Genomic DNA, 22,922 nt, shown 5'->3' on the forward strand with positions numbered 1-22,922 from the left:
CGAACACCGGCATCGCGGTGCAGGCGCCGGTGATGCGCATGGGCCGGGAGAAGGCCCTGCAGCTGCTGCCCGCGGTACAGCGCGCCGCCCAGGCCCTCGCAAAAATCGAAACCGAGGCAATGCCTGAGACGGCCGTTCAATTATCGGAACAGGAGCGCTCGCAAGCCTGACGCGGATCATCGCGCAGCGCCAGTGAGCCAAAAGCATCGTGGAGAAGGATCAATGAAAGTTGCGGTGCTGGGTGCGGGCGTGGTGGGCGTGGCCTCGGCGTGGTATCTCGCACGTGCGGGCTGCGAGGTCACGGTGATCGACCGTCAGCCCGGCGAGGGACTCGAGACGAGCTTTGCCAACGGCGGGCAGATCGCGGTGTCGCACGCCGAGCCCTGGGCGAATCCCGCAACGCCTTTCAAGGCGCTCTCCTGGCTGGGGCGCGAGGACGCGCCCTTGCTGTTCCGTCTGCGGGCGGACCCGGCGCTGCTGTGCTGGAGTCTGCGCTTCCTGCGCGAATGTCTGCCGGGCCGCAGCCGGCGCAATATTCGCGATATCGTGCGGCTCGCCGACTACAGTCGTGAATGCCTGCGCAGCCTGCGCGCGTCGTTCGCGGGTGACGTACCGCTCGAATACGATCATCTCGAAAAGGGCATCCTGCATTTCTATACCGACGAGGGTGAGTTTCGGCGTGCCCGGCATGCCGGATCCATCATGCGTGAGTTCGGGTGCGATCGCCGCCTGCTCAGTGCCGAGGAGTGCGTCGCCATCGAGCCTGCGCTGCGTGGCTGCGAACATGCCCTGGTAGGTGGTGACTACACGCGCACCGATGAATCGGGCGACGCGCACATATTCACCCGACGGCTGGCGGAAAGGTGTCGTGGCGCGGGGGTGCGCTTCAGGCTGGGGCTGCCGGTCGCGAGCCTGTGCAATGAGGGTGACCGGATCAGCGAAGTGGTGCTGGGCGATGGTCAGCGAATCATGGCGGACGAATTCGTCGTGGCGCTGGGCAGCTACAGTCCGCTGCTGCTGCGCTCGCTGGGCGTGCGTGTGCCGGTATATCCGGCCAAGGGCTATTCGGCCACGCTGAGCCTTGCCGAGGGTTCGATCGCGCCGACCGTAAGCCTTACCGACGATGGCCACAAACTCGTCTTTTCGCGGCTCGGTTCGCGTTTGCGCATCGCTGGCACGGCCGAATTCTCGGGCTACGACCTGTCCGCGAACCCGGTTCGTGCCGCTGCGTTGCTGGCGCGCACCCGCACGCTCTTCCCCGGCCTGCGCGAAACAGGGGAGCCGCAGATGTGGTGCGGCCTGCGGCCGGTGACGCCGTCCAGCGTGCCGCTCATCGGGCGCAGCCGCTACCGCAACCTGTGGCTCAACACCGGCCACGGCACGCTGGGCTGGACGATGTCGTGCGGCTCGGGGGCCGCGCTGGCCGATCTCGTCTGCCGGCGCCGGCCCGCGATCGATTTCCCTTTTCTTCAGTAAGCGCTCTTGCCGCCGCTTGCGAAGCAGTACAGCAGGCCGTCGCCGCCGGTGGCCTTGAAGGCCTCCTGGCTGCAGCCGCGGGTTTCGTGCGAGCTGTTCCAGGATTTCGACGGTGCGTCGTCGCGCAGGCCCATGCGGTCGTGGTGGCCGACGATGGCGGTGCCCGCGTCGCTGCTGGTCCAGCCCGCGCAGTTCTTGCCGGCGACACGCGTCCCGTCCGGGTTGGAGCCGGTGAGGATGTCATGGCGATTGGGTGTGTCGCCACGGCCGTTGATGACCGCACCGGATTCGCTTAGCGCGCTCTGCTTGTCGAGCTTGTTGCCGGCGCCGTGCAGGTCGGCGACGCTCGATGCGATCATCACGCCCTTGGCGTCGTACCATGGCCCGTTGCCGATGCGGCTACGGGCATCGACCGTATCGGTGCTGAGGTAGGCATGCCAGGTCTTGTCCCCAGCGCCGGCGGCTGCCGCGAGCCTCGCGCAGTGCGCGTCGGCACCCGCGAGGCCACCGAGGTCGCCGCCGCGCCCCGGCCCCTGGCTGGTGACAAAGAAGCTCATTCCGGGCTTCGAGCCCGGATACATCTGTGCGCAGGCGGCGAGGCCGAGTGAGGCGAGCAGGACAGCTGATCGGACTTTCATGGGGCGGTCTCCTTTGTTTTGATGACGCGGACACGTCGGGCGGGCGCTTGGGCTCCCCGTTCTGAACAGCCGGCATGGCGCCTCTATTCCATCGGCCGGCACGCGCCACTGCGTTGGCTGCCGCGCCGCGTCTTCGCCGCTCAGAGCAGGTAGCGTTCCATCTGCTTGACCGGCGCGTTGCGCAACAGAAAGAGGTTGGGGTTGTCGCGCTCGGCCGTCTTGCCCGAGTCGCTTACCTTTACGGGTTCGCGCTCGAGAATGCACAGCCGGCGACTGATGCAGTCGGCGCGCCACGGGGCGCTGGCCGCGCGTCCTCGCTCTTCGACCGCGATGCGGGTGAGCGCGAATTCATCCTGCGGGTTTTCGCGCTCGACGCGACGCCGGATGGCGTCGTGTGCCTTGTTGAGGCTGCCCTGCTGAACGCAAAGATCGTAAAGCGCAGCGAGACAGCGGAAATTTCCGATGCGGATCGGTTTCACGCCATGCAGCCAGGAAAGTGCCACGATCAGCTTGCGGCCATACACATCGTAGGCGTAGCGCAGCGTCTCGTTGCGAAACGCCGGGGTATTGCCCACCGCCTGCAGGGCGGCCTTCCATTCGGGGGCGAAATCGGCCTTGCCGCGGCCGCGACTGAGGGCATCCGCCCACGCCACCTGCTTGCTGCGCGAGGGCAGCTTCATCACGGATTGCCACTCGTCCCACAGGGGACCGAAGCAGCGGCGCAGCGCGGCCTCGTCGCGCGCCTGATAGCGCCTGAACATTTCCTGCAGGGTGCCGGTGGCGAAGTTGACCTGGATCGGCCCGAAGGAGAGCCCGGCGCCGTCGAAATTGCCAGTCACCTGCAGATAGGGATCGCCGGCGGTCTCGAAGGCCGCGGTGATCTCGATCGCGCGCTCGAGCGCCTGCTCGGCAACCAGTTGGGGGAGGTTCTGCGGATCGGGCATTTCGAGGTAGACCTTGTCGCCACGCGTTTCGATGCGGTCGAACCAGCCGTCCTTGGCAAGCCGCGTTGCGACGGCCACCACCTCTTGCGGATCACCCGATTTCACCCATACGAAACGTCCTTCACGTCCCGTGCCCAGATCGCCTTCGGGCTTGATCGAGGCGATGTCGACGCCGCGGGCGAGTGCGGTGCGCAGGGCCTGCACGGCGGCGACAAGCTCGCGATGAATCCGGACCTTGCCATCGGGCCCCGCGTACTCCGAGAGCATGAAGTTAGGCGTTACCCAGGCCTTTGCGGGCCCGCCAACGAGATAATCGTCTTCGTACTTGAGACCCTTCGCCATGTTGCTCCCCCTGATGGAATGCGGCTCGTGTCGGCCGGACAGCACATGCATACCCGACCGCAGCAGGTTCAAGTGTAGTCATTGGCAATACGGAGGCAAGGCGCGGTGCACTTGCGAAAAAGTGCGCCGCGCCGACCGGTTCAACTCGCGATGCGCTTGGGGCCGCAGGGCCTACTTGCTTGCTCAGCGGTCGGTGAACACCGGCGCACGTTTTTCCACGAACGCAGCCATGCCTTCCTTCTGGTCGGCCAGCGCGAACGATGCATGAAGCGTGCGCCGCTCGAACAGGAGTCCTTCGTTGAGCGGCGATTCAAAGGCCCTGTTGATCGACTCCTTCAACATCATCAGGACGGGTTGTGAGCGTCCGGAGATTTCGCGCGCCGTATCGAGCGCCGCCTCGAGTAGCTTGTCGGCAGGAAATATCCGCGACACGAGTCCGCTGCGCTCGGCTTCATGCGCGTCCATGAAGCGGCCCGTCATGCACAGATCCATGGCCTTCGCCTTGCCGACGGCGCGCGGCATCCGCTGGGTGCCGCCCGCACCCGGGATGGTGGCGAGCTTGATTTCGGGCAGACCGAAACGGGCAGTATCGGCTGCGAACACGATGTCGCACATCATTGCCAATTCGCAACCACCGCCGAGGGCCACCCCGGACACGGCGGCAATTACCGGTTTTCGGAAGGTTTTCAGGCGCTCCCAGTTGCGGGTGATGAAGTCGGCCTTGTAGACGTCCATGTAGTCCCATGAACGCATCGCGGCGATGTCGGCGCCGGCGGCGAAGGCCTTGTCAGAGCCGGTGATGACGACGCAGCCGATCTGCGGATCCGATTCGAATGCGCTCAGCGTGTCGCCGAGCGCATTCATCAGTTCGTCGTTGAGTGCATTGAAGACCTCGGGGCGGTTGAGGCGGATCAGGCCAACCCGATCCTGGGTCTCGACAATGATGACGGAAGTCATGAGATGCTCTCCGTTAGCCGATCATGCCGGTTTGCCGAACTGCTTCGCGATTTCGCGCAGCTTGAATTTCTGCAGTTTGCCGCTCGGCGTCGCTGGCAGGTTGTCGACGATCTCGAGCCGTTCGGGGCAGTACTGTTTGGCAACCTTCTGTTCGGCGAAGTAGTTGACCATCTCGTCGAAGCTCAGCGCAGTGCCCGGCTTGAGCGAAACGAAAGCGCATGCCCGTTCGCCAAGGCGACTGTCCGGGTAGCCGACCACTGCGCAGGACATCACCGAGGGATGCTTGTACAGCAGGTTCTCGATTTCCATCACCGGGATGTTCTCGCCGCCGCGAATGACCAGGTCCTTGCTGCGACCGTTGATCCGCAGGTAACCCTCGTCGTCGATGAAGGCCAGATCGCCGGTATTGAACCAGCCGTCCTCCGAGGTCGCATTGAGATGGGGGCGTTTCAGGTAGCCCGCGAACAGCGATGCGCCACGAATGAAGAGCGAGCCGGTCTCGCCGGGTGGCAGTTCGTGGTCGTCGGCGTCGACGACCTTCAGTTCCATGCCACGCAGCGGACGGCCATCGGATACCCCCGATTTTTCGAGTGCCCGTGCGGGTTCGGTTACGGTGACCGCACCACACTCGGTCATCCCCCAGGCGGAGCTGATGCGCAGGCCCATGAGACGGTGGGCACGTTCGATCAACACTGGCGGAATTGGTGCGCCCGCACAGTTGAACCTGGTAAAGCTGGCGGCGGGCTGGCTGCCGTTCTCGACGGCAAGGCACAGATCGGCAACGAAGGCCGCGGACGCCATGCTGAAGGTCACACCTTCGGCGCGGGCGATCTGGTGGGCGCGCGGCGCATCCCAGATATCCTGCAGTACGGTCGTGGAATTGAGGATCAGCGGAATCATGGCGAGATAGCCATAGCCGGTGAGGTGAGCCATCGGCGAGGCGCCCAGCACGATGTCGGATTCGCTGAGCTCCATCACCTCGATGTATGCGTGGAGGTTGGAGAACAGCGTGTTCGAAGTGTGCATCACCGCCTTGGGTTCGCCAGTCGTGCCCGACGTATACATGAGAAGCAGCACGTCGTCGGGCCCCAGGCCATCCGTCTCCAGGGGGGGCGTGTCTTCACGCAGCAAGGCCCGCTCGAAGCTGTCCTCGCCGTCGCCGCCGACCACGATCACACGCTGCAGGTGGGGCAGCCCCGGTTTGAGTCCGCGGGCCATGGACGCGTAATCAAAACCACGGAACACCTTTGGCACGATGAACACCTTGGACTCACCGAAACTCAGCATGAAGTTGAGTTCGTGCTCGCGGAAGATCGGCATCACCGGGTTGGCTGCCGCACCGAGGCGTGCGCAGGCCAGTGCGATGGCGATGAATTCCCATGAGTTGGGCAGCTGGAAGGTGACGACGTCGCCCTTTCCGACACCCATTGAAGCCAGTCCGCGGGCAATGCGATCCACCCGTTGGTCGAGTTCGCGATAGCTCAGGCGAACCGGCTGGTCCTCGCCCTGCCGATAGGCGACCACGGCGGTCTTGTCCGCAAACCGTTCGAGGGCACGCTTCACGAACACGCTGATGGTTTCGTCGCGCCACAGTCCGGCCGCCTTCATCGGCGCCATGCGCGGCGCGAGCAGTACTGGATCAAAGTTCATGCTGTTCTCCTTGCGATCGAAAGCGGGCTTACTGCCTGACCAGGCTGCACTTGGATTTTTCGAGGGGGAGGGCTGCGTCGCTGGCGGGAATCACCGCGCGGACGTGGTAGTAGTCCCACGGCTCGGTGGATTCGCTCGGTTTCTTGACTTCGAGCAGCAGCATGTCATGCGCGAACTTGCCGTCAGCGCGGATATTGCCCTTGAACAGACCGTCGTCGATGGGCGTCGATTTGAGGTATTTCATGACGACACCGGCGTCGTCGCTACCGGTCTTCTCGACTGCCTTCAGGTAATTCATGACCGACGAGTACACACCGGCATGGGCCATGCTGGGCATCTTCTTGGCTTGTTCGAAAAAGCGGCGTGACCAGGCCCGGGTCTTGTCGTCACGGTTCCAGTAGAAACCTTCAGTCAGGGTCAGCCCCTTGGCGGTCTGCAGGCCAAGTGCGTGCACGTCGTTGATGAACAGCACGATCGGCACGAGCGTCTGTTTTGACCCGGTGATGCCGAATTCGGCCGCCTGCTTGATCGCGGTGATGGTGTCCTGCCCGCCGTTTGCTAGGGCGATCACATCGGCGCCGGAAGCTTGCGCACTCAGCAGGAACGAGGAGAAGTCGGAGCTCGGGAAGGGGTGCTTGGTCGAGCCGACGACCTTGCCGCCGCTTGCCGTAACCACCTGAGCGGCGCCGTTCATCATCGCTTCGCCGGCGGCGTAATCGGCGGCAATGAAGTACCAGTTCTTCTTCCCGCTTTTCACGACGGCCTTGGCGGTGCCGGCAGCCAGGCCGTACGAGTCATATACCCAGTGCACCGTGTTGGCGTTGCAGCGCTCGTTGGTGATCGGCAGGGATGCGGCACCCGATACGAGTGCGATCCGGTTCTTCTGCGCGACGACGTCCATCACGGCCAGCGCCACACTTGTCGTGACGAGCTCGGTGATCACGTCGACCTTGTCGCGATCGATCCAGCTGCGTGCGATCTCCGAACCGATGTCGGCCTTGTTCTGGTGGTCCGCGCTGACGACCTCGACCTTCTTCCCGAGAACGGTGCCGTCTTTCGAAAAGTCCTTCACGGCCATTCTTGCGGCAATCACGGCGCCCTGGCCGGTGAAGTCGGAGTAGGTGCCTGACATATCGGTCAGCACCCCGATCTTGACCACGTCGTCGCTGACCGCGGCATTGGCGGGGGCGCCGAAACCGCACGCGAGTGCGATGGCGGCAGTGATCAGGCCGGGCCGCAACGCGTTCGCATGCTTCGTTCGCGTCGTCTTCTTCGTGCTTTCAAGCTTCATGTCTCGCTCCTTTGTCGTGATGTACGGCCGCCTTTCCCAACGGCGAGGCAAGGTTATCGACGGTGCCGTTATAAGTCAACAGATTGACATAAAAACGTTCTTTATGAGGATTTGTGTTGTGCAGTGCAGCAAAAATATTGAAAAAAATATAAATAAAACAGCTATATAGATCTCGATTTCCGCAAGGGGAATTTCCGTTGCTGAGAAATATATAACAATATCTTGACATAAGTGAGAGCCTTCTTCTAGGATGCGACCACTCGAATCGAGGGAGACATAACGATGGATTTCAGTCTTGATGCGGAACAGCAGGCACTGGTCGAAACCGCTGCCAGATTTGCGCGAAATCGTCTGGCGCCCGGCTACCGGGCGCGTGAGAAGGCGGAGTGTGTGGAGCGGGAAGTGATTCTCGAGATGGGCGGGATGGGTTTTCTCGGCCCCGAGCTGAGCGAGGAGAGTGGCGGGCTCGGGCTCGATTGCGTCACCAGCGGGCTGTTGCTGGAGCAGATCGCCTACGGTGATTTCAACGTCTCCTACGTCAACCTGCTCGTCTCCCTTTGCGGGCAGATCGTTGCTACCCATGGACGTTCCGAGGCCGCACGCAAGTGGCTCGGCGAAGTCATTGCCGGGCGCAAGGCGATTGCGATCGCGCTTACCGAGCCGAGTGCCGGTTCCGATGCGGCGCGGCTCAAGCTCAAGGCAGTGTGCGACGGCGACGACTTCATCCTGTCGGGGGAGAAAACCTCGATTTCGATGGCAACCCAGGCGGATGTGGCGGTCGTGTTTGCCCGTACCGGATCAGATGCCGACGGCGCCCGCGGCATCAGCGCATTTCTCGTGCCGATGGACCTGCCGGGTGTCTCGCGGACGACCTTCGACGATATCGGTACCCGGCCGGTGGGTCGTGGTTCGATCTTCTTCGATGGCGTGCGCATCGGGCGCGAAATGATGCTCGGCGACGAAGGGCAGGGCTTCATCCAGGTGATGCAGGGCTTCGACTACAGCCGCGCGTTGATTGGTCTGCAGTGCATGGGCGTGGCGCGTGCCTCGCTGGACGAGACCTGGCGCTACGTCCAGGAGCGCGAAGCGTTCGGCAAGCCGATCGGCGAGTTCCAGGGCGTGACCTTCCCGCTGGCCGAGGCGGAGACCATGTACGAAGCCTGCCGCCTGCTGTGCCTGCGCACGCTCTGGCTCAAGGACAACGATCTTCCGCACACGGCCGAGGCGGCCATGTGCAAATGGTGGGGGCCGAAACTGGCCTGCGACATCATCCACCAGTGCCTGCTCACCCATGGCCATGGCGGCTACGGCGGCGACTACGACTTCGGTCAGCGCTATCGGGATGTCATGGGCCTGCAGATCGGCGACGGCACCGCGAACATCATGAAGATGATCATCGGCCGCCAGAAGATCACCCAGTACCGGCTCTAGAGCTTGGACATGTTCTTCTGCAGGAGGCTGATGTAATGGATGAATGCCAGGCGATCGTCGAACGACAGGCCCTTGAGCGCCTGATCGTAGAAATCGTGGATCGGATCGGCGAGGGCGGTCCACAGCGCTTCGCCCTTGGCGGTCAGGCGCACCTTGCGCGAACGACGGTCGTCCTCGCCGGGGCTGCGCTCGACATGACCGTCGCGCTCGAGGCGCGTCAGCAGGCCGGACAGGTTCTGGCGGCTGACCAGCAGGTAGCGGGACAGCTCGCCGACGCTCATGCCTTCGGCAGCCTTCGGTCGGGACAGCGCGCCGAGAACGGACCATTGCTGGGTGGTGACGCCGAATTCGTCGAGCGCCTGGGTGCCCTTGGTATGCAGGGTATTGGCCGCCTGGAAGAAGCGGAAAAAGAGCCGGTTGTTGATCTCGATCGAGGCGAGGCTTTTCTCGGCGGAAAGATCTTTCATCGGAGTCGGCTCACTGGGCTGGATTTGAAGAACGCTCATTGAAGCGCATAGCCGATGCCCGGTGCAACGGGCAGCGGTTCGGGAAACATCACAAAAGGAGAAGGGTAAATGAAAGGACTCAAGGACAAGGTCGTCATCGTGACCGGTGGCGGTGGCGGTATCGGATCGGCAATCTGCCGCCGCTTCGCCGAAGACGGTTCGGTGGTCGCGGTTTTCGACATCAACAAGGATGCCGCCGAATCCGTGGCGGCAGGTATTCGCGATGCTGGCGGCAAGGCTGCCGCATTCGCGGTCGATCTCACCAGCCAGGAATCGGTGATTGGAGCGGTGGCCGCTGCCGAGCAGCAACTGGGGCCGATCGGCGTGCTGGTGAACAACGCCGGCTGGGACCAGGCCGGACCCTTCCTCAAGACCGACAAGGCGCTGTGGGACCGGATCGTCGCGGTGAACCTTTACGGCGCGCTCTACATGCATCACGCAGTGCTCACCGGCATGGCGGCACGCGGGGCTGGTCGCGTGATCAACGTTGCGTCCGACGCGGCGCGTGTGGGCTCGTCCGGCGAGGCGGTATATGCCTTCTGCAAGGGCGGTCTGGTGTCCTTCTCGAAGACCATGGCGCGCGAACTGGCCCGCAAGCAGATCAACGTGAACGTGGTCTGCCCGGGGCCGACCGACACCGCGCTGTTCCGCGACTTCGCCGGGGAAGGCGAGCAGGGCGAGAAGCTCAAGGGTGCGCTGGCCAAGGCGATTCCCTTCGGCCGCCTCGGTCAGCCGGAAGACCTGCCGGGCATCGTCGCCTTTCTCGCCAGCGATGAAGCGTCCTTCATCACCGGCCAGATCATCAGCGTCTCCGGTGGCCTGACCATGGCCGGCTGATCCGGCCCGCGAACCTCACCCAGACATCAACAAGGAATACGGACATGGAATACCAGGACATCCTCTACACCAAGGCCGACGGCATCGCCACCATCACCATCAACCGGCCGAAGCAGTTCAACGCATTCCGCGCGCAAACCTGCGAGGAGATGATCCACGCCTTCAAGGACGCGGATTTCGACAAGAGCATCGGCGTGGTGGTGCTGACCGGCGCGGGCGAGAAGGCCTTTTGCACCGGCGGTGACCAGGGCACCCAGGACGGTGGCTACGGCGGACGCGGCGTGATCGGCTTGCCGATCGAGGAAGTGCAGAGCGCGATCCGCGACATCTCCAAACCGGTGATCGCGCGGGTCAATGGCTATGCCATCGGCGGCGGCAACGTGCTGGTGACGATCTGCGACCTGGCGATCGCCTCTGACAACGCCCAACTCGGGCAGGCCGGGCCGCGCGTCGGCTCGGTGGATCCCGGTTTCGGCACTGCCTTGCTGGCTCGCGTGGTGGGCGAGAAGAAGGCGCGCGAGATCTGGTACCTGTGCCGCCGCTACACCGCCCAGCAGGCGCTCGAGATGGGTCTGGTCAACGCGGTCGTGCCGCAGGACCAGCTCGACGCCGAGGTGAAGAAGTGGTGTGACGAGATCGTCGAGAAGAGCCCGACCGCGATCGCGCTGGCGAAGAAGTCCTTCAACGTCGACACCGAGATGATCCGCGGCATGGGCGGTCTCGCCATGCATGCCCTCAAGCTCTATTACGAGACGCCCGAGTCGGCCGAGGGCGGGGATGCCTTCCGCGAGAAGCGCAAGCCGGAATTCCGCAAACACGTCAAGTAATCCAGCGTTTGCCCGGCGGCCTGCGGCGGCCGGGCATCGAATCAGAGTGGAGCGGAACACACCATGATCAGAGACCAGGAAACACTCAACGTCCTGCTCGACACCATCACGCGCTTCGTGCGCGAACGACTGGTGCCGAACGAGGCGCTCGTCGCCGAAAAAGATCGCATCCCCGACGAACTGGTAGCGGAGATGAAGGAACTCGGCCTGTTCGGCCTGTCCATCCCCGAAGAGCACGGGGGCATGGGGCTGACGATGGAAGAGGAGGTGCTGGCGACCTTCGAGATCGGCCACGCGTCGCCTTGCTTCCGTTCGCTGTTCGCGACCAACAACGGCATCGGTGGCCAGGGCATCGTCATCGACGGCACGGCCGCACAGAAGGCGCACTACCTGCCGCGGCTCGTCACCGGCGAGATCATCGGTTCGTTCGCACTGACCGAACCGGACAGTGGATCGGATGCCGCCAGCCTGCGGACCACCGCGGTGCGCGAGGGCGATTCATATGTGCTGAACGGCACCAAGCGCTATATCACCAATGCGCCCGAGGCCGGCATCTTTACCGTCATGGCGCGCACCGATCCGAGCCGCAAGGGGGCCGACGGTATTTCCGCCTTCATCGTCGAACGTGGTACGCCGGGGCTCTCGCTCGGCGCGCCCGACGAGAAGATGGGCCACAAGGGATCACACACCTGTGACGTGATCTTCGAGGACTGCCGGGTGCCGGCCGCGAACCTGATCGGCGAGCGCGAGGGCATCGGTTTCAAGACCGCCATGAAAGTGCTCGACAAGGGCCGCATCAACATCGCCGCGATCTCGGTCGGCGTGGCCGAGCGAATGCTCGAGGACGCGCTGCGCTACGCCTGCGAGCGCAAGCAGTTCGGCAAGCCGATCGCCGAGTTCCAGCTGGTGCAGGCGATGCTCGCCGACAGCAAGGCCGAGCTGTACGCCGCGCGCTGCATGGTGATCGATGCCGCGCGCAAGCGCGACGAAGGCCGCGATGTCGGCACCGAGGCCTCGTGCGCAAAGATGTTCGCCTCCGAGATGTGCGGCCGGGTTGCCGACCGCGCGGTGCAGATCTTCGGCGGCGCCGGCTATCTGTCCGAATACGGCATCGAGCGCTTCTATCGCGACGTCAGGCTGTTCCGCCTGTTCGAAGGCACTACCCAGATCCAGCAACTTGTGATCGCCCGCAACATGATCCGCGCACACAACGGCTGAGGCCGCATCTTCCATACCAGGAAATCGAGGAGAGAAGAGACATGGAATTCAAATGGGATGATCCGCTGTTGCTGGATCGGCAGCTCGGCGAAGACGAACGCATGATCCGCGACGCCGCGCAGGCGTATTCGCAGGGGAAGTTGCTGCCCAGCGTGCAGGAAGCCTTCCGTAATGAGCGCACCGATCCGGCGATCTTTCGCGAGATGGGCGAGATGGGCCTGCTCGGTCCGACGATTCCGACCGAATACGGCGGTGGCGGGCTCAATTACGTGGCCTACGGGCTGATCGCCCGTGAAGTCGAGCGGGTCGATTCGGGCTACCGCTCGATGATGAGCGTGCAGTCTTCGTTGGTGATGGTGCCGATCAACGAGTTCGGCAGCGAGGCACAGAAGCAGAAATATCTGCCGAAGCTCGCCAGCGGTGAATGGATCGGCTGCTTTGGCCTGACCGAGCCGAACCATGGTTCGGACCCCGGTAGCATGGTCACCCGTGCGCGCAAGGTCGACGGCGGCTACAGCCTATCCGGCAGCAAGATGTGGATCACCAACAGCCCGATCGCCGATGTCTTCGTGGTGTGGGCCAAGGACGACGAAGGGCAGATCCGCGGCTTTGTGCTCGAGAAAGGCTGGAAGGGCCTGTCCGCCCCGGCGATCCACGGCAAGGTCGGCCTGCGTGCCTCGATCACCGGCGAGATCGTGATGGACGAAGTGTTCTGCCCGGAAGAGAACGCCTTTCCGACAGTGCGCGGCCTCAAGGGCCCGTTCACCTGCCTCAACTCGGCGCGCTACGGCATCGCCTGGGGCGCGCTCGGCGCGGCCGAGGATTGCTGGCACCGCGCCCGGCTGTACGTGCTGGACCGCAAGCAGTTCGGACGTCCGCTGGCCGCCAACCAGCTCATTCAGAAGAAGCTCGCCGACATGCAGACCGAAATCGTGCTGGGCCTGCAGACCTGCCTGCGGGTCGGCCGCATGAAGGACGAGGGGATCGCGCCGGTGGAGATCACCTCGATCATCAAGCGCAACTCCTGCGGCAAGGCGCTGGAGATCGCCCGAATGGCGCGCGACATGCTCGGCGGGAACGGCATCTCAGACGAATACGGGGTAATTCGCCACATGGTCAATCTCGAAGTCGTGAATACCTACGAGGGCACCCATGACGTGCACGCATTGATTCTCGGTCGAGCGCAGACCGGCATCCAGGCCTTCTCGGTTTGAACACCGGGCGGTGATGCGTCCAGGGGGAGACAATGACTGACAAGACTGTGGCAACGGCCCGGCCGGAAGCGGAACCGATTCTCGAAACGCACGGACTCGTTAAGGAGTTCCGTGGTTTCGTGGCGGTCGATGGGGTCGACCTGAAGATACGACGGGGGCACATCCATGCCCTGATCGGCCCCAACGGTGCGGGCAAGACGACCTGCTTCAATCTGCTCACCAAGTTCCTGCAGCCGACCCGCGGCACGATCCGCTTCAAGGGTCGCGACATCACGGGTGAGGCACCGCAGCGCATCGCCCGTACCGGGATGGTGCGCTCCTTCCAGATATCCGCGGTGTTTCCGCACATGACGGTGCTGGAGAACGTGAAGGTGGCCTTGCAGCGCAAGCTCGGCACCACCTTTCATTTCTGGGAATCCGGAGCCAGCCTGCGTCGGCTCGATGAGCAGGCCATGGCGCTGCTGGCCTCGGTCGGCCTCGAGCGCTATGCCGACATGGTCACCGTCGAGATGCCGTACGGACGCAAGCGCGCACTCGAGATCGCCACCACGCTGGCGCTCGAACCGGAGTTGATGCTGCTCGACGAGCCGACCCAGGGCATGGGGCACGAGGACGTCGAGCTGGTCATGCAGCTCATCAAGAAGGTGTCGGTCAATCGCACCATTCTCATGGTGGAGCACAACATGAAAGTGGTGTCGGGCATCTGCGATGCGATCACGGTGCTGGCCCGTGGGGCCATTCTGGCCGAGGGGGACTACGACGCTGTGTCGTCGAATCCGCTGGTGATCGAAGCCTACATGGGCAGCGAAGCGGCCCAGCTTGCGGGGGCACACTGATGAGTGCGACCGAATATCTGCGGGTATCGAAACTGCATGCGTTCTACGGAGAGTCGCACATTCTGCACGGCATGGATTTCACCGTGCGACGTGGCGAGTGCGTGAGCCTGCTGGGGCGCAACGGTGCCGGCCGCACCACGACCTTGCGGGCCCTCATGGGGCTCACTGGAAAACGGACCGGCTCGATCGTGATCAATGGCCGCGAGGCGATCGACATGGCGCCTCACAAGATCGCGCAGCTCGGGGTCGGTTATTGCCCCGAAGAGCGGGGCATCTATTCGAGTCTGACCACCGAGGAAAACCTGTTGCTGCCGCCGCGGGTCGGGAGCGGTGGGATGAGCGTGGAAGAGCTCTACGAGATGTTTCCCAATCTCGCCGAGCGCCGTCACAGCCAGGGTACCCGCCTGTCCGGCGGCGAACAGCAGATGCTCGCGCTGGCCCGGATTCTGCGCACCGGGGCGCGGCTGCTGCTGCTCGACGAGATTTCCGAAGGTCTGGCGCCGGTGATCGTGCAAAAGCTCGGCGAGATCATTCGCGAGCTGAAGACCCGCGACTACACGATCGTGCTGGTCGAACAGAATTTCCGCTTCGCGGCTCCGCTGGCGGATCGTATGTTCGTTGTCGAGCACGGCCAGATCGCGGCCGAGATCGCACAGAGCGAACTGGCGGGCCGCATGGATTACCTGCAGGAGCTCCTGGGCGTGTAAACGCGCCCCGTGCGTGCTCGGGCGCGATCACATCCGGACATGCAGCGCCTCCGTGATCGCGCGCCCGGCGCCTCCTGCTCACCCAAACTCATACACCGGAGTACTGCCACATGAACGAAATCTTCGGCATTCCGCTTCCCGCCCTGCTTGGCCAGCTCATGCTCGGACTTGTAAATGGCTCCTTCTACGCCTTGCTGAGCCTCGGCCTCGCCGTCATCTTCGGCATGCTGCACATCATCAATTTCGCACACGGTGCGCTTTACATGATGGGTGCCATGTTCAGCTGGCTTGCGATGGTCTATCTCGGCATCGGCTACTGGCGGTCGCTGCTGCTGGTGCCGCTTTTCGTCGGCGCCATCGGTATCGTCATCGAGCGTTTCCTGTTGCAGTGGATCTACAAGCTCGATCCCCTTTACGGTTTGCTGCTCACGTTCGGCGTCGCGCTGATCATCGGTGGCGGCTTCCGTTACGTGTTCGGCTCGAGCGGGCAGCCGTATTCGATCCCGCCCGAACTCGGCGGTGCGGTCGACCTCGGATTCATGTTCCTGCCGAAGTACCGCATGTGGGTCATCGTGGCCTCGCTGACGATCTGCTTCGCAACCTGGTTCATGATCGAAAAGACCCGGTTGGGGGCCTATCTGCGGGCCGGAACCGAGAATCCGGGCCTGACCCAGGCGTTCGGCATCAACGTGCCGGTCATGGTGATGCTGACCTATGCATTCGGAACGGCGCTCGCCGCCTTCGCCGGGGTGCTTGCGGCACCGACGACCCAGGTCAGTCCGCTGATGAGCTCGAACATGATCATCACCGTCTTTGCGGTCGTCGTCATTGGCGGCATGGGTTCGATCATGGGCTCGATCATCACCGGGCTCGGCCTTGGCGTGATCGAAGGGCTGACCAAGGTGTTCTACGCGCAGGCGAGTTCCACTGTCGTCTTCATTGTCATGGTGATCGTGCTGATGGTCCGTCCGGCCGGTCTTTTCGGGAAGGAAAAGTGATGAACGCCAGAAAGTCATCGATTGCCTACGTCATCGGGTTCGCACTGCTGCTGGCTGCACCAGCGGCAATCTATCCGGTGCTGATCATGAAGGTCCTGTGCTTCGCGCTCTTTGCGTGTGCATTCAATCTGCTGCTCGGCTACACCGGCTTGCTGTCCTTTGGCCACGCAATGTTCCTCGGCGGCTCGGCCTATCTGACAGGACATGCGCTCACCGCCTGGGAGCTGCCGACGCTCGCAGGTCTGGCGCTCGGCACCCTCGGTGGTGCCGTGCTCGGGGCCCTGGTCGGCATGCTCGCGATCCGCCGGCAGGGCATCTACTTCGCCATGGTGACGCTGGCGCTTGCGCAGCTGATGTACTTCGTCCTGCTGCAGTCGTCCTTCTCGGGCGGGGAAAACGGCCTGCAGGGGGTGCCGCGGGGTAGCCTGTTCGGCCTCGATCTCGCCAACGACTACATTCTCTACTACTTGATCGTGGTGCTGTTCTCGCTGACCTTCTGGCTGATCCAGCGCACGATCCAGTCGCCGTTCGGCCAGACCTTGAAGGCGATACGCGAGAATGAGCCACGGGCGATCTCGCTGGGCTATGACGTCGACCGCTACAAGCTGCTGGCCTTCGTACTGTCGGCGGGGCTGGCGGGGCTGGCAGGCTCGATGAAAACCGTCCTCTTCGGCTTTGCGACCCTGACCGATGCGCACTGGAACACCTCCGGGGAGGTTGTGCTCATGACGCTGCTTGGCGGCATGGGTACAGTATTGGGGCCGATTGCGGGTGCCACGGTGATCGTGAGCCTGCACAGCGAGCTGGCGGACAAGGTCGGATCGCTGGTGACCGTGATCACCGGCTTCCTGTTCGTCTTCTGCGTGCTGGTCTTCCGTCGCGGCATCGTCGGAGAAGGCATCGCCCTTTATCACCGCATGATTGGCGAAAAATATCGCTGAACCGGATATGCAGCCCGCTCGTGATGGAGAAAACCGAATGAAACAAACTCCCGAAATTGCCTTCACGCAGGATGCGGTGGATCGCATCATGAAGGCTCGCCGTTCGGTACGGGCGTTCCTGCCCGACCCCGTGCCGGACGCTGCCATCGACGAAATCCTGCATATTGCGGCGAGGGCACCGTCAGGAACCAATACCCAGCCGTGGCGGGTACATGTGCTGACCGGTGCGACGCGTGCCCGACTGGTCGACGAAGTGTGCAAGGCATTCGATGCCGCCGATGGCAGTCATACCCCGGAATATGACTACTACCCGCCCGAGTTCTTCGAACCTTATCTCGGTCGCCGCCGCAAGGTGGGTTGGGATCTCTACGGCCTTATCGGCATTGCCAAGGGCGACGGTCCTCGCATGCGGGCCCAGCATCGCAAGAATTTCGAATTCTTCGGTGCGCCGGTCGGTTTGATGTTCACCATCGACCGTCGTCTCGGTCAGGGAAGCTGGCTCGATTACGGCATGTTCCTGCAGAACGTCATGCTTGCCGCGGAGGCACGTGGTCTGGCGACCTGTCCGCAGGCGGCCTGGATCGATTACCACCGGATCATTGCCGAGGTCCTTGGCCTGCCGCCCAACGAGCAGGTCGTCTGCGGCATCGCACTGGGATGGCCCGATCCGGCCTCGCCCGAGAACACCTTGGTGAGTGAGCGGGCCAGGCTCGACGAGTTCGTGGTGCGTCACGAATAGAGAACGTGCCGGCTGCGACAACGGGATGGAAAGCCGAGGCCGATGACACGTCGGCGAGCGCATTTCGGGTTCGGAGCTGTCGAGCATGCCCCGATGACGGGCTCGTCCACGATCATGCCGGACCCTCCCGGTCCGGTTTCTTGCTGCGCTCTCCTCGGCGCGACCCGGCACAAAGCGTCTCCCTCTCCCCGCGCTTGTTGCCGGTTTTGGCCGGCCCGGTGTCGTCACCGGGCCGGCATTTTTATGTGGTGCTCAGATAGGTGGAGAAGCGCTGATGCCAGATTCCCTCGATCGGGACCGGACGCAGGTTCTCCAGCGAAGTGAGGACGACGATCAGCTTCGCCCGCAGTCGGGCCTCCTCTGAGGTGCCGGCCGAGACGAGCAGGGTCATCGAGCTTGTCCCGATGCGCTCGACCTCGAGTTCAAAGCGCAGACGGTCGCCATAGCGGCTCGGTGCGATGTATTCGACCTCCAGGCGCACGGTCGGTATGCCCAGCCGATGGGTTTCGTGGAATGCCCGGAAGCCGATGTCGAGCCCTTCGTCAAACCAATCCTCGACCACTTCGTTGATCAGTTCGACGTAGCGAGGATAAAAGCCGATCCCGGCCGGATCGCAGTGAGCGAAGCGGATCTGTTTGTCCGTGTTGAAGATCATGTCGTGCTTCCGGGTCGAGAGTTCGTGATTGTCGGCATGCCTGTCTGACTACTTATTGACATGATCTCATGGGCGAACAATTTAATCTTCAGAAATATATGGATAAAGACGAGTATTTGAATGCCAAAAAGAGTAAATATATTGACACAAAATTGCGCTCTGGTTAATGTTTTCAAAACCGGCCAGGACGATCCCGGAACCCGGTACCTACCAAAATGACGGAGACGAAGGCGTGCAGGAACTGATACTCGAATTTCCACAGCCAGCGGTCGCGCTGCTGAAACTGAACCGACCGGAGGCGCACAATGCGCTCGGTCAGCCGCTGCGCGCCGCGTTGGCTGCACGCTTCGCCGAGCTTGCCTGCAATGACGAGGTGCGCGTCATCGTCCTGACCGGAAACGAGAAGGTATTCGCCGCGGGCGCGGATCTGCGGGCGATGGCCGATGCCGGCCCGGTCGATATCATGCTGCTCAACAATCAGCGCATGTGGCAGGCGATCGCCGGCTGCCCGAAACCGGTGATCGCCGCGGTCAATGGCTACGCCCTGGGTGGCGGCTGCGAGTTGGCGATGCACGCTGACATCATCGTTGCGGGCGAAGGTGCAATGTTTGGCCAGCCCGAGATCAAGGTCGGCATCATGCCCGGCGCCGGCGGGATCCAGCGGCTGGCGCGTACGGTCGGCAAGTTCAAGGCCTTTCGCATGTTGCTGACGGGCGAGCCGATCGGTGCACGAGATGCAGAGGCGGCCGGGCTGGTCAGCGAAGTGGTGCCGGATGCGGAAGTGCTCGACCGTGCGCTGGCACTGGCCGGCAGCATCGCGACGATGCCGCCACTTGCGGTGGCGCAGATCAAGGAGGTGCTGCTGGGCGGGCAGGACGCATCGCTGGACACCGCGTTGCTGCTTGAGCGCAAGGCATTCCAGTTGTTGTTTGCGAGCGCGGACCAGAAGGAAGGCATGCACGCTTTCCTCGACAAGCGTCAGCCGAACTTCCGGGGGCGCTGAACATGTTCGACGCAACGCGTGAAGATTTGCAGATCGGCATCGTTGGCACCGGACTGATGGGCCGAGGGATCGCCCAGATTGCGGCAATGGCGGGCATCACGGTGTATCTGTTCGATGCCCGCGAGGGGGCGGCGGAGGAGGCAAGGGCGGCCGTCGAGACGACCTTCATAATGCTCTCCGGCAAGGGACGCATCGACGCCGATGCCGCAGCGGCCGCGTCTGCCCGGCTGAAACCGGCAGCATCGCTGGCGGAGCTTGCCGGTGCTCATCTGGTGGTCGAGGCGATCGTCGAGCAGCTCGATGCCAAGCGCGCCCTCTTTGCCGAACTGGAGGCCGTGGTTGCGGAAGACTGCGTGCTTGCCACAAACACCTCGTCGCTACCGGTGACCAGCATCGCGGCGGGTTGCCGCGTGCCACAGCGGGTCGCGGGCTTTCACTTCTTCAGCCCGGTTCCGCTGATGAAAATCGTGGAAGTGATCGACGGGGTGATGACCGAGCCGTCGGTGACCGACAGCCTCGTGGCGCTGGGGGAGCGCATGGGCCACACCGCGGTGCGTGCCAAGGACACGCCAGGATTCATCGTCAATCACGCCGGCCGCGGTTTCCTGACCGAGGCTCTGCGCATCGTCGGCGAGGGCATCGCCGATTTTGCCGCTGTTGACCGCATTCTGCGTGCCGGCGCCGGATTCCGGCTGGGCCCCTTCGAACTCCTTGATCTCACCGGACTGGACGTCTCGCATCCGGTCATGGAGTCGATCTATGGCCAGTATTACCAGGAACCGCGCTATCGGCCCTCGCCGATTGCCCGCCAGCGGCTCGCCGCGGGTCTGCTGGGGCGCAAGAGCGCCCGCGGATTCTATGTTTACACCGATGGCCGGGCCGAGCAGGCACCGGTGCCGCCCGTACCGCCGCTGTGCGCCATGCCGGTGTGGCTGGGCGAGGGGGATGCGGCGCTGCGGGCCATGCTGGCTGCCCGCCTGGATGCCGCCGGGATGCGGGTCGAAAACGGTGACAGGCCGGGCGTCGATGCGGCGTGCGTGGTGTTGCCGATCGGCGTCGACGCCACCGCCGCGGCACTTGAGGCGGGGGTGGACCCCGGCCGAACGGTCGCGATCGACCCCTTCTTTGCAGAGCGGCAGATCACCTTGATGAACACGCCGGTGACCAGACCGGAAGTGCGCGATGCTGTCTGGGCAGCGCTTGCTGCCGACGGCGGTCCCATCACCACCATTCACGACAGCCCGGGTTTCGTCAGCCAGCGGGTGCTGGCGATGATCGTCAATATCGCCTGCGACATTGCCCAGCAGCGCATTGCCACCCCGGCCGACATCGACCGTGCGGTGACGCTCGGGCTCGGTTATCCGCAAGGCCCGCTGGCCATGGGTGATGCGCTTGGCGCCCCGCGGGTATTGCAGGTGCTGGATGCGATGCATGCCTTCTACCGGGACCCGCGCTACCGCCCCAGCCCCTGGCTGACCCGCCGTGCGCGGCTAGGAGTGTCGCTGCTGACGCCCGAAAACTGAATCCCAACGCTTCAACGAGGTGAACAAGAAATGCTTGATGCCTATATCTACGATGGCCTGCGCTCGCCGATCGGCCGCCACGGGGGTGCGCTGGCACCGGTTCGTCCGGACGATCTGGCTGCTGCCGTCATTCGCGCGCTCGTCGATCGCAGTGCTTTCGACCCTGCAGGTTTCGAGGACGTCATCCTTGGCTGCGCTGCTCAATCCGGCGAAGACGGTCGCAACGTTGCGCGCCACGCGGCACTGCTGGCCGGGCTACCGGAGACGGTAGCGGGGCAGACGGTCAACCGCCTTTGCGGCAGCGGTCTTGCAGCGCTGCTCGATAGTGCGCGGGCGGTAAGCTGCGGCGAGGGCAGCCTGTTTGTCGCGGGCGGCGTCGAGAGCATGAGCCGCGCACCTTTCGTGGTCGGCAAACCCGAGGCCGCATGGAGCCGCGACTTCAAGGTCTTCGACACCACGATCGGCGCACGCTTTCCGAATCCCGACCTGGTGGCGAGTTACGGCAATGACAGCATGCCGGAGACCGCCGATAACGTGGCCGCCGAGATCGGCATCGACCGTGCCGCATCCGATCGCTTTGCGGCAGCATCGCAGGCGAAATACGCGGCGGCCCGTGATGCCGGCTTCTTCACCGACGAGATCCTGCCAATCGAAGTCCCTACCGGTCGCAAGAAGCCGCCTCGCATCGTCTGCGAAGACGAGCATCCCCGCCCCGATACAACGGTGGAAAGCCTCGCATCGCTCAAACCCCTGTTCGGTGGCGTGGTGACGGCGGGCAATGCCTCGGGCATCAATGATGGCGCTGCCGCCTTGATTGTCGGTAGCCGCGCGGCCGGCGAGTCTGCCGGCGTCAGGGCGCGGGGACGCATTCTTGCCGGCGCAGTGGTCGGCGTGGCGCCACGGGTAATGGGGATCGGCCCGGCGTTCGCGATCCCGCGGGCACTGGAGCGCGCCGGGCTCGCGCTTGCCGACATCGACGTGATCGAAATCAATGAAGCCTTCGCGCCGCAGGTGCTGGGTTGCCTCAAGCTGCTCGGCCTCGATTTCGGCGATCCGCGGGTCAATCCCAACGGCGGCGGCATTGCCCTTGGCCATCCGCTCGGCGCCTCGGGGGCACGGATTGCCTTGACCGCGTTGCGTGAACTCGAGCGTCGTGGCGGCCGTTACGCAGTGGTGAGCCTGTGCATCGGGGTAGGGCAGGGTATCGCGCTAGTGCTCGAACGCTGCGAGCAGTGAGCGGCAAGGGGGCGTCGATCATCGGTTCGATATGCTCGCGGGGGCCGGACACTTGGCCAAGGTTTCGATCAGCATATCGACGAAAGCACGCGTCTTTGCCGGGATGAGGCGTCGACTCGGCATCACCGCCCATGCGGTCTGGCTTGGTGCCTGCCATTCGGGCAAGAGCTGCACCAGATCGCCACGGGCGAGTGCCTCATGCACAAAGGCATGGGTGACCGTGGCGATGCCCGCGCCCTGTTCGGCCATGCGCAGCAGCAGACCGAGCGAGTTTGCGCTGAGCCGACCGGGTAGCTCACCTTCCCAGCGCTGGTCGGCACATCGCAGTTCCAGGCCAGCCGGCTCGTCGCCACGCAGCAACCGCAGGCCGACGTGGTTGGCAAGATCGTCGGGGTGTCGAGGGGTTCCATGGCGGGCCAGGTATTCGGGCGTGGCGACCAGGATCGACGCGAATTCGCCGACCCTCCGGGCGACCAGGGTCGCGTCGTCGGGTAGCTTGCCCATGCGGATTGCGAGGTCGAAGTTCTCGCCGATGAGATCGACGCGCCTGGGGGAAAGATCGAGTCGCAACTCGATGCGTGGGTAGCGTGCGCAGAATTCGGCAAGCATCGGTGTGAGTACGAGGGTGCTGAAATCCGCAAGCATCGACACCCGTAGCATGCCGCTCGGCTCGGCATGACGCTGCTCGGCGAGGCTGCGTACCGCGTCGATCTCCTCGCCGACGCGGCGTGCGTGAGCGAGCAGTCCTTCGCCGAAATCGGTGATCGTGAGACTGCGGGTGGTGCGGGTCAGGAGGCGTTCGCCAAGCTCGTCCTCGAGCGCGGCGATGCGGCGCGATACCGAGGATTTGGGCAGGCCAAGCTGAGCGGCGGCGCGGGTGAAGCTACCGGCTTCGACCACCGCTGCGTAAATCATGAGGTCATTCGGATCGATCTGCATATTGTTCCTCCGAT

The 22,922-nt window shown here is 63.7% G+C and carries 22 protein-coding genes; 14 read left to right on the top strand and 8 right to left on the bottom strand.

Annotated features, from left to right (window positions below; translation table 11 throughout):
* Positions 1-222 precede the first annotated feature (222 nt).
* Positions 223-1,476: a D-amino acid dehydrogenase gene (locus tag GQB03_RS07780; RefSeq protein WP_159687026.1), complete on the top strand. Its 1,254-nt coding sequence runs from the start codon at positions 223-225 to the stop codon at positions 1,474-1,476.
* Here GQB03_RS07780 and GQB03_RS07785 read toward each other — a convergent pair.
* The 5 genes from GQB03_RS07785 to GQB03_RS07805 form a co-directional block, all read right to left on the bottom strand.
* Positions 1,470-2,114 (bottom strand): hypothetical protein, encoded by a 645-nt coding sequence (locus tag GQB03_RS07785; RefSeq protein WP_159687029.1) that lies wholly within the window; start codon positions 2,112-2,114, stop codon positions 1,470-1,472. The genes GQB03_RS07780 and GQB03_RS07785 overlap by 7 nt on opposite strands.
* 140 nt (positions 2,115-2,254) lie before the next feature.
* Positions 2,255-3,400: a hypothetical protein gene (locus GQB03_RS07790; protein ID WP_159687034.1), complete on the bottom strand. Its 1,146-nt coding sequence runs from the start codon at positions 3,398-3,400 to the stop codon at positions 2,255-2,257.
* 183 nt (positions 3,401-3,583) lie between these two features.
* Positions 3,584-4,357, bottom strand: a complete 774-nt coding sequence (locus GQB03_RS07795; RefSeq protein ID WP_159687037.1) for an enoyl-CoA hydratase — start codon at positions 4,355-4,357, stop codon at positions 3,584-3,586.
* 21 nt (positions 4,358-4,378) lie between these two features.
* A complete protein-coding gene (gene aliA / locus GQB03_RS07800; protein ID WP_159687040.1) occupies positions 4,379-6,007 on the bottom strand; it encodes a cyclohexanecarboxylate-CoA ligase in 1,629 nt (542 codons plus the stop codon).
* A 28-nt stretch (positions 6,008-6,035) separates the two neighbouring features.
* Positions 6,036-7,298: an ABC transporter substrate-binding protein gene (locus GQB03_RS07805; protein ID WP_159687046.1), complete on the bottom strand. Its 1,263-nt coding sequence runs from the start codon at positions 7,296-7,298 to the stop codon at positions 6,036-6,038.
* Between the two features lie 282 nt (positions 7,299-7,580).
* Between GQB03_RS07805 and aliB the strand changes: the two genes are divergently transcribed.
* Positions 7,581-8,729 (top strand): cyclohexanecarboxyl-CoA dehydrogenase, encoded by a 1,149-nt coding sequence (gene aliB, locus GQB03_RS07810; protein WP_159687052.1) that lies wholly within the window; start codon positions 7,581-7,583, stop codon positions 8,727-8,729.
* On the opposite strand, the gene GQB03_RS07815 is transcribed toward aliB, so the two are convergent.
* Complete coding sequence (locus GQB03_RS07815; protein WP_159687059.1) at positions 8,726-9,196, bottom strand: MarR family winged helix-turn-helix transcriptional regulator; 471 nt, start codon at positions 9,194-9,196, stop codon at positions 8,726-8,728. The genes aliB and GQB03_RS07815 overlap by 4 nt on opposite strands.
* Positions 9,197-9,304: 108 nt before the next feature.
* Between GQB03_RS07815 and badH the strand changes: the two genes are divergently transcribed.
* From badH to GQB03_RS07860, 9 genes are all read left to right on the top strand, one after another.
* The gene (gene badH / locus GQB03_RS07820) at positions 9,305-10,072 is read left to right on the top strand and encodes a 2-hydroxycyclohexanecarboxyl-CoA dehydrogenase (RefSeq protein WP_159687064.1); all 768 of its coding nucleotides are present in this window, start codon (positions 9,305-9,307) and stop codon (positions 10,070-10,072) included.
* Between the two features lie 44 nt (positions 10,073-10,116).
* Positions 10,117-10,899, top strand: coding sequence for a 2-ketocyclohexanecarboxyl-CoA hydrolase (badI, locus tag GQB03_RS07825; protein ID WP_159687068.1), 783 nt, complete (start codon positions 10,117-10,119; stop codon positions 10,897-10,899).
* 63 nt (positions 10,900-10,962) lie between these two features.
* A complete protein-coding gene (locus GQB03_RS07830) occupies positions 10,963-12,117 on the top strand; it encodes an acyl-CoA dehydrogenase family protein (protein ID WP_159687073.1) in 1,155 nt (384 codons plus the stop codon).
* A 41-nt stretch (positions 12,118-12,158) separates the two neighbouring features.
* Positions 12,159-13,331 carry an acyl-CoA dehydrogenase gene (locus GQB03_RS07835; RefSeq protein ID WP_159687078.1) on the top strand — a complete coding sequence of 391 codons (1,173 nt, stop codon included), beginning with the start codon at positions 12,159-12,161 and terminating at the stop codon, positions 13,329-13,331.
* A gap of 32 nt (positions 13,332-13,363) precedes the next feature.
* On the top strand, positions 13,364-14,167 hold the full coding sequence (locus GQB03_RS07840; RefSeq protein ID WP_159687082.1) for an ABC transporter ATP-binding protein: 804 nt from the start codon (positions 13,364-13,366) through the stop codon (positions 14,165-14,167).
* Positions 14,167-14,874 (top strand): ABC transporter ATP-binding protein, encoded by a 708-nt coding sequence (locus GQB03_RS07845; RefSeq protein ID WP_159687087.1) that lies wholly within the window; start codon positions 14,167-14,169, stop codon positions 14,872-14,874. Before GQB03_RS07840 ends, GQB03_RS07845 begins: the two co-directional genes overlap by 1 nt.
* 110 nt (positions 14,875-14,984) lie before the next feature.
* Positions 14,985-15,872, top strand: a complete 888-nt coding sequence (locus tag GQB03_RS07850; protein WP_159687091.1) for a branched-chain amino acid ABC transporter permease — start codon at positions 14,985-14,987, stop codon at positions 15,870-15,872.
* Positions 15,872-16,813 (top strand): branched-chain amino acid ABC transporter permease, encoded by a 942-nt coding sequence (locus tag GQB03_RS07855; RefSeq protein ID WP_159687095.1) that lies wholly within the window; start codon positions 15,872-15,874, stop codon positions 16,811-16,813. Before GQB03_RS07850 ends, GQB03_RS07855 begins: the two co-directional genes overlap by 1 nt.
* Positions 16,814-16,850: 37 nt before the next feature.
* A complete protein-coding gene (locus tag GQB03_RS07860; RefSeq protein ID WP_159687098.1) occupies positions 16,851-17,552 on the top strand; it encodes a nitroreductase in 702 nt (233 codons plus the stop codon).
* A gap of 241 nt (positions 17,553-17,793) precedes the next feature.
* Here the strand turns inward: GQB03_RS07860 and GQB03_RS07865 are convergent, their stop codons facing one another.
* A complete protein-coding gene (locus tag GQB03_RS07865; protein WP_159687101.1) occupies positions 17,794-18,207 on the bottom strand; it encodes an acyl-CoA thioesterase in 414 nt (137 codons plus the stop codon).
* Positions 18,208-18,439: 232 nt separating this feature from the next.
* Here GQB03_RS07865 and GQB03_RS07870 point away from each other — a divergent pair, with 232 nt between their 5' ends.
* The 3 genes from GQB03_RS07870 to GQB03_RS07880 are packed head-to-tail and all read left to right on the top strand — an operon-like array spanning position 18,440 to position 21,969.
* Positions 18,440-19,210, top strand: coding sequence for an enoyl-CoA hydratase-related protein (locus GQB03_RS07870; protein ID WP_159687106.1), 771 nt, complete (start codon positions 18,440-18,442; stop codon positions 19,208-19,210).
* Positions 19,211-19,212: 2 nt separating this feature from the next.
* The gene (locus GQB03_RS07875) at positions 19,213-20,733 is read left to right on the top strand and encodes a 3-hydroxyacyl-CoA dehydrogenase (protein ID WP_159687110.1); all 1,521 of its coding nucleotides are present in this window, start codon (positions 19,213-19,215) and stop codon (positions 20,731-20,733) included.
* Positions 20,734-20,763: 30 nt separating this feature from the next.
* Complete coding sequence (locus GQB03_RS07880; protein ID WP_159687112.1) at positions 20,764-21,969, top strand: 3-oxoadipyl-CoA thiolase; 1,206 nt, start codon at positions 20,764-20,766, stop codon at positions 21,967-21,969.
* Between the two features lie 18 nt (positions 21,970-21,987).
* Here GQB03_RS07880 and GQB03_RS07885 read toward each other — a convergent pair whose 3' ends face one another.
* The gene (locus tag GQB03_RS07885; protein ID WP_159687115.1) at positions 21,988-22,908 is read right to left on the bottom strand and encodes a LysR family transcriptional regulator; all 921 of its coding nucleotides are present in this window, start codon (positions 22,906-22,908) and stop codon (positions 21,988-21,990) included.
* Positions 22,909-22,922 lie beyond the last annotated feature (14 nt).

Source organism: Cognatazoarcus halotolerans (assembly GCF_009800965.1).
Classification (GTDB): Bacteria; Pseudomonadota; Gammaproteobacteria; order Burkholderiales; family Rhodocyclaceae; genus Cognatazoarcus; species Cognatazoarcus halotolerans.

Bases quoted from the DNA above. Each gene is read 5' to 3' on its own strand.
- GQB03_RS07780 (WP_159687026.1), top strand. From the start codon at position 223: ATGAAAGTTGCGGTGCTGGGTGCGGGCGTGGTGGGCGTGGCCTCGGCG.
- GQB03_RS07785 (WP_159687029.1), bottom strand. From the start codon at position 2,114: ATGAAAGTCCGATCAGCTGTCCTGCTCGCCTCACTCGGCCTCGCCGCC.
- GQB03_RS07790 (WP_159687034.1), bottom strand. From the start codon at position 3,400: ATGGCGAAGGGTCTCAAGTACGAAGACGATTATCTCGTTGGCGGGCCC.
- GQB03_RS07795 (WP_159687037.1), bottom strand. From the start codon at position 4,357: ATGACTTCCGTCATCATTGTCGAGACCCAGGATCGGGTTGGCCTGATC.
- aliA (WP_159687040.1), bottom strand. From the start codon at position 6,007: ATGAACTTTGATCCAGTACTGCTCGCGCCGCGCATGGCGCCGATGAAG.
- GQB03_RS07805 (WP_159687046.1), bottom strand. From the start codon at position 7,298: ATGAAGCTTGAAAGCACGAAGAAGACGACGCGAACGAAGCATGCGAAC.
- aliB (WP_159687052.1), top strand. From the start codon at position 7,581: ATGGATTTCAGTCTTGATGCGGAACAGCAGGCACTGGTCGAAACCGCT.
- GQB03_RS07815 (WP_159687059.1), bottom strand. From the start codon at position 9,196: ATGAAAGATCTTTCCGCCGAGAAAAGCCTCGCCTCGATCGAGATCAAC.
- badH (WP_159687064.1), top strand. From the start codon at position 9,305: ATGAAAGGACTCAAGGACAAGGTCGTCATCGTGACCGGTGGCGGTGGC.
- badI (WP_159687068.1), top strand. From the start codon at position 10,117: ATGGAATACCAGGACATCCTCTACACCAAGGCCGACGGCATCGCCACC.
- GQB03_RS07830 (WP_159687073.1), top strand. From the start codon at position 10,963: ATGATCAGAGACCAGGAAACACTCAACGTCCTGCTCGACACCATCACG.
- GQB03_RS07835 (WP_159687078.1), top strand. From the start codon at position 12,159: ATGGAATTCAAATGGGATGATCCGCTGTTGCTGGATCGGCAGCTCGGC.
- GQB03_RS07840 (WP_159687082.1), top strand. From the start codon at position 13,364: ATGACTGACAAGACTGTGGCAACGGCCCGGCCGGAAGCGGAACCGATT.
- GQB03_RS07845 (WP_159687087.1), top strand. From the start codon at position 14,167: ATGAGTGCGACCGAATATCTGCGGGTATCGAAACTGCATGCGTTCTAC.
- GQB03_RS07850 (WP_159687091.1), top strand. From the start codon at position 14,985: ATGAACGAAATCTTCGGCATTCCGCTTCCCGCCCTGCTTGGCCAGCTC.
- GQB03_RS07855 (WP_159687095.1), top strand. From the start codon at position 15,872: ATGAACGCCAGAAAGTCATCGATTGCCTACGTCATCGGGTTCGCACTG.
- GQB03_RS07860 (WP_159687098.1), top strand. From the start codon at position 16,851: ATGAAACAAACTCCCGAAATTGCCTTCACGCAGGATGCGGTGGATCGC.
- GQB03_RS07865 (WP_159687101.1), bottom strand. From the start codon at position 18,207: ATGATCTTCAACACGGACAAACAGATCCGCTTCGCTCACTGCGATCCG.
- GQB03_RS07875 (WP_159687110.1), top strand. From the start codon at position 19,213: ATGTTCGACGCAACGCGTGAAGATTTGCAGATCGGCATCGTTGGCACC.
- GQB03_RS07880 (WP_159687112.1), top strand. From the start codon at position 20,764: ATGCTTGATGCCTATATCTACGATGGCCTGCGCTCGCCGATCGGCCGC.
- GQB03_RS07885 (WP_159687115.1), bottom strand. From the start codon at position 22,908: ATGCAGATCGATCCGAATGACCTCATGATTTACGCAGCGGTGGTCGAA.